Source organism: Gottfriedia acidiceleris, from assembly GCF_050457485.1.
GTDB lineage: Bacteria > Bacillota > Bacilli > Bacillales > Bacillaceae_G > Gottfriedia > Gottfriedia acidiceleris_D.
On the sequence record NZ_JBCMJM010000004.1, the window covers coordinates 17,466 to 27,627 of the forward strand.

The 10,162-nt window shown below is 31.8% G+C and carries 11 protein-coding genes; 7 read left to right on the plus strand and 4 right to left on the minus strand.

The features are described from left to right. The first annotated feature begins 33 nt into the window (after positions 1–33). The 4 genes from ABEY15_RS05035 (at position 34) to ABEY15_RS05050 (ending at position 3,946) form a co-directional block, all read left to right on the plus strand. Positions 34–780 carry a FixH family protein gene (locus ABEY15_RS05035; RefSeq protein ID WP_429888874.1) on the plus strand — a complete coding sequence of 249 codons (747 nt, stop codon included), beginning with the start codon at positions 34–36 and terminating at the stop codon, positions 778–780. A gap of 109 nt (positions 781–889) precedes the next feature. Next, the gene (locus ABEY15_RS05040) at positions 890–1,876 is read left to right on the plus strand and encodes a YncE family protein (RefSeq protein WP_429888875.1); all 987 of its coding nucleotides are present in this window, start codon (positions 890–892) and stop codon (positions 1,874–1,876) included. After that, positions 1,869–2,543 carry a response regulator transcription factor gene (locus ABEY15_RS05045; RefSeq protein ID WP_429888876.1) on the plus strand — a complete coding sequence of 225 codons (675 nt, stop codon included), beginning with the start codon at positions 1,869–1,871 and terminating at the stop codon, positions 2,541–2,543. The genes ABEY15_RS05040 and ABEY15_RS05045 overlap by 8 nt, the downstream gene beginning before the upstream one ends. Then, positions 2,540–3,946, plus strand: a complete 1,407-nt coding sequence (locus tag ABEY15_RS05050) for a sensor histidine kinase (protein ID WP_429888877.1) — start codon at positions 2,540–2,542, stop codon at positions 3,944–3,946. Before ABEY15_RS05045 ends, ABEY15_RS05050 begins: the two co-directional genes overlap by 4 nt. Positions 3,947–3,981: 35 nt before the next feature. On the opposite strand, the gene ABEY15_RS05055 is transcribed toward ABEY15_RS05050, so the two are convergent. Then, positions 3,982–4,818 carry an alpha/beta fold hydrolase gene (locus ABEY15_RS05055; RefSeq protein ID WP_429888886.1) on the minus strand — a complete coding sequence of 279 codons (837 nt, stop codon included), beginning with the start codon at positions 4,816–4,818 and terminating at the stop codon, positions 3,982–3,984. Between the two features lie 321 nt (positions 4,819–5,139). On the opposite strand from ABEY15_RS05055, the gene ABEY15_RS05060 reads away from it, so the two are divergent. Next, positions 5,140–5,526 carry a CvfD/Ygs/GSP13 family RNA-binding post-transcriptional regulator gene (locus ABEY15_RS05060; protein WP_335413601.1) on the plus strand — a complete coding sequence of 129 codons (387 nt, stop codon included), beginning with the start codon at positions 5,140–5,142 and terminating at the stop codon, positions 5,524–5,526. Between the two features lie 73 nt (positions 5,527–5,599). On the opposite strand, the gene ABEY15_RS05065 is transcribed toward ABEY15_RS05060, so the two are convergent. Beyond that, the gene (locus tag ABEY15_RS05065) at positions 5,600–5,833 is read right to left on the minus strand and encodes a DUF378 domain-containing protein (RefSeq protein WP_056468643.1); all 234 of its coding nucleotides are present in this window, start codon (positions 5,831–5,833) and stop codon (positions 5,600–5,602) included. Between the two features lie 202 nt (positions 5,834–6,035). Between ABEY15_RS05065 and ABEY15_RS05070 the strand changes: the two genes are divergently transcribed. Then, the gene (locus tag ABEY15_RS05070) at positions 6,036–7,388 is read left to right on the plus strand and encodes a glucose-6-phosphate isomerase (protein WP_429888879.1); all 1,353 of its coding nucleotides are present in this window, start codon (positions 6,036–6,038) and stop codon (positions 7,386–7,388) included. 121 nt (positions 7,389–7,509) lie between these two features. Beyond that, positions 7,510–7,914 (plus strand): YugN family protein, encoded by a 405-nt coding sequence (locus tag ABEY15_RS05075; RefSeq protein WP_429888881.1) that lies wholly within the window; start codon positions 7,510–7,512, stop codon positions 7,912–7,914. A 233-nt stretch (positions 7,915–8,147) separates the two neighbouring features. Here ABEY15_RS05075 and ABEY15_RS05080 read toward each other — a convergent pair whose 3' ends face one another. Beyond that, positions 8,148–9,134, minus strand: a complete 987-nt coding sequence (locus ABEY15_RS05080; protein ID WP_429888888.1) for a TrkA-related ion transporter — start codon at positions 9,132–9,134, stop codon at positions 8,148–8,150. A gap of 69 nt (positions 9,135–9,203) precedes the next feature. After that, a complete protein-coding gene (locus ABEY15_RS05085) occupies positions 9,204–9,893 on the minus strand; it encodes an MgtC/SapB family protein (RefSeq protein WP_098233889.1) in 690 nt (229 codons plus the stop codon). Positions 9,894–10,162: the final 269 nt, after the last annotated feature.

Sequence of the window (10,162 nt, forward strand, 5' to 3'; positions counted from 1 at the left end):
TTAAATTTAGCAGAATCTTAGGAGGTAATACATATGAAAAAATTATTAAGTCTATTATTTGTTAGCATTATGATTACTGCAGGATGTTCTAATGAGAATAAGAAGGAACCAGTAGTCGAAAAACCAGTTGATGTAAATATACTTCTGCCGACATCCGATATTAATTTAAATAAAGAAATTACAATACGTGCTGAAGTTAGTCAAAATAATAAAGCTGTTTCTGACGCTGATGAAGTTCAATTTGAAATTGGTAAAAATGGTGAAGACAGTATTGCCATGCTTGATGCAAAAAATGGTGCAGATGGTATTTATTCAGCTACATACAAATTTACTGATCCAGGAGATTACTATGTAATTGCCCATGTTACTGCTAGGGATCAACATTCAATGCCTAAAAAGGATTTTAAAGTTCTAACTACTACCTCAACTAGTAATAGTAATGGTGAAAAAAGTGAACATGAGACTCACAGTGGAGATGATCATCATGGCGATGTAATGATTCATTTAATGGGCACTGAAAATATTGATGCAAATAAAGAAAATCTCTTTACGATTCATCTTATGACGAATGATGGAAAACCGCTTGAAAAAGCGAACGTGCGAATTGAAACATGGAAAGATAAGCAAGGAAAGCATGAATATACTGATGCAAAAGAAGTTGCACCAGGTGAATATGAAGTTAAGTATACCTTTAAAGAAAAAGGAACAAATACAGTAAAGGTTCATGTTGAAAAAGAGGAACTACATGACCATACTGAAAAAGAGGTCACAGTAAATTAATAATAATAAAGGCTATCCTATCTCCGTTGAATAGAAGGGTAGCCTCTTTTATATAAAAGCTTTAAGTCAAGAGCTACTGACTGATATCGCTTTTATGGGGGTGAATATTTTGAGAAAGATTTCAATCTTCAGCACGATTTTACTTTTCTTAATTTGTACCGGCTGTGTGCCAAATAATATGTCACATATTAAGGCTTCGGAAAATGTCCTTATTTCAGTAAATAAAAAAGTGGGAAGTTTAACGTTCCTAAATTTAGATGACTTACATAAAGTAACAGATTGGAATTTAAATAGAGATGTAAGTGGAGCAGTATTATTACAAAACGGTGAAGATATTGCTGTATATCATCCAACAAATCCAAAAATAGATATTTATCATCTTTCAACAGGGGACCATGTCGATAGTTGGAATGCTGGTACTGGTATTACTAATGTAATTTCTTTAAAAAGTAATCAGGTGATTGCTGTAACGAATGGAAAGAAGAATAACATTACATTTTTTAATCGTAAGGGTAAGGTCCTTAAAAAAATTAAAATAGGTAGAAATCCAATTTCGATGGTTGAAGATACGATTCATCATAAATTATATGTTAGCTTGTTTAACGAGAGAAAAGTGATTGGTATTAACTTGGATGGTTTTAAAATTGAACAAACGATCGAAGTGCCATACACATCGGTAGGCTTAATATTAAACAAAGATTCATCTGAACTATTTGTTGGGGGACACGGAAATGGTGAAGTGGAAAATGAGGACGTAAAAGTATATTCAACTATTACTGGTAGGCAACAAAAGTCTCTTCATACGCCATTAATGCCTATTTCGTTTTTTCAAAATGAAGATGGATTGTTTACAATCGCCCATGGAACAAATCAAATTTATAAGCTAAATCCGAATGTAGTTAATCAGACTAAGTTTATTGAAGTTGGATCGAATCCATATACGGCTATTGGTTTTAAACATACCGCGTATGCAGCTAGCTATGATTTAAACAAGCTGTACCAAATAAATACGACAACGATGAAAATTGAAAAAGAAGTTGCAGTAGGAAGGGGACCTTTTCAATTATTGTTAAGAGAGGGCATTCAACATGATTGAAAGAAAGATATTAATTGTTGATGATGAACAAGAAATTTGCCAATTGGTTGGAATGTATTTAGAAAATAGTGGGTATAGTTGGGACGAAGCAAATAATGGTGAGAGTGCATTATCAAAAATAATTCAATCAAACTATGATTTATTAATTTTAGATATAATGATGCCGGTAATGGATGGATGGACCCTTTGTAAAAAGATTAGAGAAACATCAAATGTACCTGTGATTTTCTTAACAGCAAAAGGTGAAGAGTGGGATAAGGTAAATGGATTAAAAATGGGAGCTGATGATTATATCGTAAAACCATTTAGTCCTGGAGAATTAATTGCAAGAGTAGATGCAGTTTTAAGAAGAACGAAAAACACGGATGCTTCCGTTTTACAGATAGGCCAAATCAAAATAAATGAAAAGTCTAGGAATGCTTTTGTATCGGATAAACCTTTATCGCTTACATTAAAAGAATATGATTTACTTCTCTTCTTTTGTAAGCACCAAGACCACGTATTTAGCCGCGAACAAATTTTAGAAAAGGTTTGGGGTTTTGATTATTTTGGTACAGCTAGAACAGTTGATACACATATAAAAACATTAAGAATTAAATTAGGACAGGATGCAGATTATATTTCTACGGTTTGGGGTGTAGGGTATAAATTTGGGATAAACGGATGAGGAAATTACTCTATTCGTTATCGTTTTTACAAAAGCTTTGGTTAACGATTTGTTTAATCGTAATTTGTACAACAATCTTTTTCTTTTTAATGTTTCAGTTTGCATATAAGCAATTATATGTTTCGTATGTTCGTTCCACTTTAATCCAAGAAGGTACAAGTTTAGTAAAACATTATCATAAAACGAATAATGTTAATGACTTTTCAGAATTTGTTACAAAATTTGATGCTGTCTCAAATGCTAATGTTTTATTTATTAGTAATCCAAGAGATTTAAGTGCATGCATCCCCTATAATGTAAGCCACGAATCTTTCATTACTGAAGACGATCGTGAAACTTTATTAAAAGGAAAAGTGATTACGAAAACAGGATTTGAAAAAAGATTTAAGCATCAAATAATCGGTGTTGTTGTTCCAGTTGTAAAAAAAGAAAAACTTGAAGGGATTATATACTTACACTTACCTTTAAGGAGTGTTACTGAATTAATCCAACAATCAAAATGGATCTTTACGATTAGTACATTGTTATTTGCTTTCATTATTCTTTTATTTGGTAGAAGTATAATAAAACAAATGATTAAGCCTTTATCAAGAATGGAGCAAATATCTTATAAAATGGCAAATGGTGATTATACCGAACGTATACACTACAATAGTGGTGATGAAATAGGAAAACTAGCTACTGCGTTTAACTCAATGTCTGACTCTTTACAAAAAGAAGATGAAAATAGAAAAGAGTTTTTAGCTAATGTTTCTCATGAATTAAGAACACCGTTAAGTTATGTTAAAGGATATAGTGAAGCAATTTTAGATGGTGTAATAAAACAAGAACAACAACTAAAATATGTTGGTATCATTCAGAAAGAGGCTAGTCGAATGCAAAGATTAGTTAGAGATTTACTTGACTTGGCTACATTAGATGGTCAGCAATTTCCACTTCGTCAAGAACCTAACGTAATTGCTCAGCTAATTGAAGATACAATCGAAACATATTCCCAGATCCTCATTAAACGTAATATTAAAATTCAAAAAAATTTAGATGAGACGATTATCGCAAATGTTGACCCAGATCGTTTTCAACAGGTAATCCACAATTTACTTAATAACTCAATTCGTTATACACCTAAAGGTAAAACGATTTATATTACACTATTTCAAGATAAACAAGTCACGTTGGAAATTTTAGACGAAGGAAAGGGAATTCCGTCTGAAGAAATTCCTCATTTAGGAGAAAGATTTTATCGAGTCGATAAAGCAAGATCTAGAAACGAAGGTGGAACCGGATTAGGACTTGCCATCGTAAAACATATTATTGACCAACACAATGGGAAGATAAAATTTATGAATATAGATGGTAAAGGCTTGAAGGTTATTATTACTTTGCCGATATTTGAAATAGAATAAATGTGAAAAAGAGTCCCAATTCGAGACTCTTTTTCTTATACAAAATTTGAAATACGTTCATAAATATGTTCAGGAATTTCTTCAGGAATTAAGTGTCCTGCTTCTGGATAAGTATATAAAGTTGAGTACCTTAAATCACGATGCAATCTTTCGCCTACTTCTAATGGAACTACTTTATCTTTTTCACCCCAAATTAATAGAGTAGGTACTGATATATTTTGTAAATCTTCAGGACTTAAATCACCTTCTCGATCACGAATCATCTTTGTTAATGCTCTGAAAATTTCATCTTGCAAAAAAGGTTCCTTGTAGCCATTTATCATCTCATCATCGATTAACTTCTGATCATGAACAACTGAAATGAGTGAGTTCATAATACCTTGTTTAGCTAAATGCCTTTTAATATATAGATAGAAAAAAGGAAAATAAGATGAAATAATTAAATGAGGATTTGCCCTTCCTAAATAACCTGAACTACATAATAAAATCACTTTTTTAACAAGCTCCGGTTCTTTTTTTGTTACATATAAAGCAATTTGCCCACCCATAGAATGTCCGACTAAATAAATGTTTTGTAAATTTAAATGATTTACAAGAGAGATAACGACATTCGCAAAGTTATCATACGAATATTTAAAATTTAAATGTTTTCCACTTTTACCAAACGGGGGTAGGTCAATTACGACAACAACATGATCTTTTGAGATAAAAGGGATTAGTCTTCGGAAACTGAAGCAAGATGATAAAAAACCGTGAATTAATACAAATACTTTTGTATCTTGATTATTGCTATTATGGTATCCGTAAAGTTCATAATAAACATCAAGTCCAGAAATCTTATATGTTGACTGCATTGTTCCAGAATGATTCATCATCCAAACTCTCCTTTAAGTTTTTGGATTATTATGTCCAAACGGAAGGAATACATTCTTTATCTAAGTAATACTCTGTATGTCACCATATGATATGCAAATTGCTAAAATACTTTTAAATTATAAGTTTTTCGTCAATTCTAATAGAGACAAGTATTTATTTAAAATAATTGAAATAGCCCAACCTTTAAAGTGACTATAATAAGTAAAGGGATTTTAGAAAAGAAGTACCATTTATGAGTAGTAAGCAAACTTTAAAAGTTGGTCTGTGTGTGCTAAAATTTAGTTAGTGGAATTGAACGAAAATTAGGAGTGTTTTGAATGGCACAAAACTACAATATTGGAAAAGTTTACACTGGTAAAGTAACAGGGATTCAAACGTATGGTGCCTTTATTTCACTTGATCACCAAACACAAGGACTAGTACATATTTCCGAAATTATTAATGGATATGTTCGCGATATTCGAGACTATATTTCTGTTGGGCAATTAGTAAATGTACGTGTACTGTCTATTGATGAGATGACAGGAAAAATAAGTTTGTCTTTAAAAGGAGCAAGTATCGATCAAGGATTTAATGGTGAGGAGAACTTAAAACATGCAGCTAGACTATTAAGAGAGCTTAAACCAGATGGATTTAGCACCCTGCATAAAAAATTAAATGAATGGCTTCGCGTTGAGATGAAGAAAGAAAATATGACGAATTAAAAAGGAAGGGAATTTACCCTTCCTTTTTAATTCTTAAAAAAAGTATAGATAAGAGACTAATTTCGTCTGCAATTTATCTTACTTCATTTGTTTCAGGATGTGTTCCTAGCTCTTCTGAAGGTTTAAATAATAAGCCAAGGTTAATTAATCCTGAAATACCAACGATACCATAAATAATTCGAGCAAAAGCAGAATCTGCACCACCAAAAATTGCTGCAACTAAATCAAATTGAAAAAATCCAATTAAACCCCAGTTTATAGCCCCAATAATTGTAAAAATAAGTGCAATACGTTGTAATGTACTCATATAGGTTAACCTCCTTTTTATGACCTTCTAACATAGCTTTCCTCATTTATGTTTGTTTATGTACTCAAAAATAATTATAAGAAGAAATGTCTTTTAATTTTTTGTTAATTTTTTCACATAAATATAGTTGCATTTACTTGCTTTCAATTATTTAATTAGGTACATTGTAAAGGTATTACAACTATTTAAGGAGGTTTGAAGTATGACTTCTCATATTAAATTTGACTATTCAAAAGCAAAAATGTTTTTTCAAGATCATGAAATATCATATTTAAGGGATGCAGTGAAATTATTTCACCATACAATTCATGAAAAAACAGGTGCAGGTAGCGACTTTCTAGGATGGGTAGAGTTACCTAATGACTATGACAAAGAAGAATTTTCTCGAATTCAAAAAGCAGCAGAGAAAATTAAATCAGATTCAGACGTTCTTTTAGTAATTGGTATTGGTGGATCTTATTTAGGTGCACGTGCTGCAATTGAAATGTTACAACACTCATTTTTTAATATTGCTTCTAAAGAAGAAAGAAAAGCACCTCAAGTTTTCTTCGTAGGAAATAATATTAGTTCTACATATATGCATGATTTAGCTCAAGTTTTAAAGGATAAGGATTTTTCAATTAATGTTATCTCAAAATCTGGGACAACTACTGAACCAGCTATTGCATTCCGTATTTTTAGAAAGCTGTTAGAGGAAAAATATGGTGTTGAAGAAGCTAAACATCGTATTTATGCTACAACTGATAAAGCACGTGGGGCATTAAAAACTGTTGCTGATGAAAAGGGTTATGAAACATTTGTTATTCCTGACGATGTAGGTGGACGTTATTCAGTATTAACTGCAGTAGGTTTATTACCGATTGCTGCAGCGGGTATTGATATTGAACAAATGATGAAGGGTGCACAAGATGCATATAAAGAATACAACTCTTCAGAATTAGAAGATAATCAAGCATATCAATATGCAGTTGTTCGAAATGTTTTATACAATAAAGGCAAAACAATCGAGATGCTTGTTAACTATGAACCATCATTACAATATTTTGGAGAATGGTGGAAGCAATTATTTGGAGAGAGTGAAGGGAAAGACCAAAAAGGTATCTATCCATCTTCAGCAAACTTCTCAACGGATTTACATTCTCTTGGACAATATGTACAAGAAGGTCGACGTGATCTATTTGAAACAGTTTTATCTGTTGAAAATCCTCGCCATGAATTAACAATTGAACTTGAGGATAACGACTCTGACGGATTAAATTATCTTGCTGGTAAAACTGTAGATTTTGTTAATAAAAAAGCTTTTGAAGGTACGATCTTAGCTCATGCTGACGGTGGAGTACCAAATCTAATTGTTTCTTTACCAAAATTAGATGAGTATACTTTCGGTTATACAGTATACTTCTTTGAACTAGCTTGTGCGATGAGTGGATATTTACTTGGAGTAAATCCATTTGATCAACCAGGTGTCGAAGCATACAAGAAGAACATGTTTGCATTATTAGGTAAACCAGGATTTGAAGAACTAAAAATGCAATTAGAAGAACGATTAAAATAATATTAAGACAAAAAGACCGTTGTTAATTTGACTTTAACAACGGTTTTTTTTATTGAAATTAAAATTAAAATTCATGTTTTTACTTAATAAGAAAATACTATTGAAAAAGGAGGAGAAAAGCATGTATCCTTTAAAATCAAAATTAGAGAATGCAATATTTCCGCTTAATGACATTGAGGGGAAATTAAAAAATCATGGATTTGTAATTGGAGCAAACTGGGAATATGATCATGGGAGTTTTGATTTATTAATGCAGGATGATGACGGGTATCAATATTTAAGATTACCCTTTAATGTTACTTCCGGTTCGTTAGATATGAATGGGGCCGTTATACAATTTGAGACTCCTTTTTTATTAACTCATATTTATAATGAGGGGCTAGATGATAATGTTGGTTTAGAGGGAAATTTAACTGGTTCATTAAACCAGTTCCAAGAACCAATTGAAAAAGATGGAAAAGTTCCTAGAAAATATCAAATTAAAGGGTTTGAAATTCTTAAGGGAATTGAGGACGAACTTTTATAAAAAAAAGAGCCAAATCTTTTGGATTGGCTCTTTCAGACTGTTGACAAACGCTCGCTTTCTTCGTTGCTTCTCCTGTCTGCGGTGCTCATTACCGTTTTAGGTAACTCCGCTCCTCACCAGGCTTCGCGCCTCGAAAGACAAGCGCTTGCAATCAGTCTGAAAATCAAGTTTTAGAATTTGTCTATCAAAAAAGAGCCAAATCTTTAGGATTGGCTCTTTTTTGATAGCAATTGTTAAGTAAGTAAGATAAGAAAATCATCTTTTGCAATTTTAATACTTTTATCGGGTCTGATGATTGTTTGTTGATCACGAATGATTCCAATAATCATTTTATCGTTGTTTAATTCTTCAACTACAATATCGAAATAAAATTTTTCAATCATTTTTTGTTCAACTTCCAATATTTTCACTGTAAAGTTTTCTAATTGATTTGTTAACTTAAGTACAACATCTGAATATCCTCTATGCATAATCGAACCTGACATTACAAAGGAAGTTAACAAATGCGCTTCAATTATTTCATTGGCGCCAGCTCGATTTGCGTTAATGACTTGATTTTTGGTTAAGATTTCTGCGATACAGTTAATTGATTGGTTGAGTCCTTTCGTAGCGATGATTGTTAAAATTGTTTGCATATCAGCATCTTGCTCATTTTTATTTTGATCAGCAGTAATTAAGATTGAATTGGCAAATTTTATATTTGCTTTTTCTAAAACTAAGTCATTGGAGGCAGATCCTTTTACAAAGTGCACTTTTTCGAAATCAGGAGGTAATAACTCTAAACTTTCATCAATTAATACAATATAGATCTGGTTTGAAGATGCACGTAGTTGTTTAATAACATTTTTAACTCGTTCATTCCAACCTACTATTATAATATGGTTCTTTTTCGTAAATGTAAGAGCACCTCTAAAATCCGCGTCCTGGTTCCTAAATGCTTGTGCTGTGAATGAAATCATATAATAAGAACCAAATCCAGTACCAAGTAAAATTAATATAACTGCAAAAAAACGTCCAACTGGAGATAGAGGTACGTAATCACCGTAACCTACTGTAAATGTAGTTACTATTGACCACCACATACCGTCCCATACAGTTGGAAAAGTAAATGGCTCAGCGAAATGGATGATTGATCCGAAAATAGCAATCAACGATAATAAAATTAATGTAATTTTTAATAGTGTATAGGATTTAAAATAGATAGGTTGGTTACGAAACACTTTCAAGCTTATACCTCCATCGCAATTTCGTAACACTTATTTTTACCAATAAGCAATAACTTATCACTACTATATACTTTCTATTTCAATTCCACGGATGTTTTCTATTTGTTCAATATCATAATAAATTTCTGTCGTTCTTCGTTTATTAAACACTAATAATTTCATTTGGACATAATGTTCATCATTATTTAATCCTTTTATTTTAATATTTTTAACTGTAATATCCTGAGCGGTAATTTGATCAATGACAATATTTATATTTTCGCTTCCTATTACTGTTAGCTTTAAACTTATATCTCTTTCTTTTAATCTTTTAGGACCAAGCTTGTTAATTAAGTAAGGAATTAATTCTACACTTATTATTAATAAGCCTACGCCTGCTAAAGCCTCGGCGTAAAAGCCAGCCCCAACAATTATTCCGATACCCGATGCGCCCCAAATCATAGCAGCTGTTGTTAACCCAGCTATAGTATCATTACCTCTTCGGAGAATTACACCAGCTCCAACGAAACCGATACCTGATACTATTTGAGCTGGTAAACGTAACGGATCCATGGTTATATTTAAATAATCACTTCCATGAAATGAAAAGGCAGAACTAATAGAAACAATTGTTAAAAGGCAACTCATTATTGATATAACAAGGCATGTCTTTAATCCAAGAGGTTTTCTTTTTAACTCTCTTTCTAAACCGATAACGGAACCTAACATTGCTGATACTAGTAATTTTATGAGGATATCTGGTTGTAGATCCATTTTCTAAACCCCTTTTCTATATAGTTTATGGCTAATTCGACATTGCGTATTACACTTCCTTCGTACTATATATAAATTTTTTTATCATTTATAAAAAAAATGAAAAAAAGGGCTTGTCATAATCTAAATGGGATGTTATATTTATATACGTCGCCAAGATGGTTCGACAAAAAACGAAAAGAAGTAGTAAAAAATAAAAAAAATGTTGACTCGCTGTTAAAGAGATGTTAATATGAAAAAGTCGCAATTGACGCGATGAAGTGAACTTT